This window comes from Salinibacterium sp. (assembly GCF_031364185.1).
In the GTDB taxonomy this organism is placed as follows: Bacteria; Actinomycetota; Actinomycetes; order Actinomycetales; family Microbacteriaceae; genus Rhodoglobus.
In genome coordinates, this window is the sequence record NZ_JANLVV010000295.1 from 1 (window position 1) to 1,260 (window position 1,260).

Consider the following 1,260-nt stretch of genomic DNA (forward strand, 5'->3'; position numbering starts at 1 on the left):
CGAGCTCGATTACGGGATGACCGACGGCATCGAGCATCCTGCGCACAATGCGGTTGCGCCCGGAGTGCAGGGTGATCTCGACCATCGAGGCACCACCCGAGGCGGCCCCCAGCAGGCGCGCTCGGTCGGCATGGATGGGCCCGTCCTCGAGCTCGATCCCTCGCGTCAGTGTGCTGATCGTCTGGGCGCTCACCGACCCTGACACCTTGGCGATGTAGGTTTTCGACACCCCGAAGGAAGGATGCGCCAGCACGTGCGCAAGCTCCCCATCATTGGTGAGCACGAGCAGCCCCGAGGTGTTCGCATCGAGACGCCCCACGTTGAAGAGTCGCTCGTCGTAGTCGCGGGTGAAGTCGCGTAGGTCGGGCCTGCCCCCTTCATCCGCCATGGAACTGACCACACCGATCGGCTTGTTCAGCATCACGTACCGCCTGCTGGCGTCGAGCTGGATCGCCGTGCCGTCGACGGTCACCCTGTCGGTGGGCAGTACTCTACGGCCGGGCTCATCGACGATCTCGCCATTGACCGTGACCCGACCCTGCGAAATGAGATCTTCAGACACCCGGCGTGACGCGACGCCCGCCGCAGCCATGACTTTCTGCAGCCGCTCCCCCTCGGGGTTGGGTTCGTCGTGTGTGCTGGTGCTGCTCATCAGGCTCCCGCCGTGGAAAAACCGTCTGCTCCGTCGTCGAGCAGCGGAGAAATGTGGGGAAGTTCGTCAATCGAGTTGATGCCGAGCTGTACCAGCAGGATGTCGGTGGTCTCGTAGTGGATCGCGCCGGTCTCACTGTCGGTGAATGCTTCGGTGATCAGCCCTCGGCCGAGGAGCGTACGCACGACAGAATCAACATTCACCGCGCGAATGGATGCCACCGCACCCCTGCTGATCGGCTGCTTATAGGCGATCACGGCGAGGGTCTCAAGTGCGGCCTGGCTCAGCCTTGTCGGATTCTGGGTGAGCACGAAATCCCGTACGGCGTCATCATGCTCGGGACGCACATACACGCGCCATCCCCCGCCGACCTCGCGAAGTTCGAAGCCGCGGCGTGTTCCCCCGTTATCCCCGTCGTAGTCTGCTACGAGCCTCTCGATGGACTGTCGGACGGCGGGCACCGGCGCCCCCAGCGCCGTGGCGAGCGACACAACCGACTGTGGCTCGTCGGCCACCATCAGGATCGCCTCGACGCTGCGCTCCAGGTGGATGACGCTGGTCGCCACGGTCACGCCAGTGTCGGTTTCGATCGTGTCGTTGTCGATCGT

At 64.3% G+C, this 1,260-nt stretch carries 2 protein-coding genes; both read right to left on the reverse strand.

Annotated features, from left to right (window positions below; genetic code table 11):
- On the reverse strand, nt 1-652 hold a 652-nt coding region (locus RMN95_RS12865), incomplete at its 3' end, for a pseudouridine synthase (RefSeq protein WP_309617306.1).
- Nucleotides 652-1,242 (reverse strand): SMC-Scp complex subunit ScpB, encoded by a 591-nt coding sequence (gene scpB / locus RMN95_RS12870; RefSeq protein ID WP_309617307.1) that lies wholly within the window; start codon nt 1,240-1,242, stop codon nt 652-654. The genes RMN95_RS12865 and scpB, both read right to left, overlap by 1 nt.
- Nucleotides 1,243-1,260 lie beyond the last annotated feature (18 nt).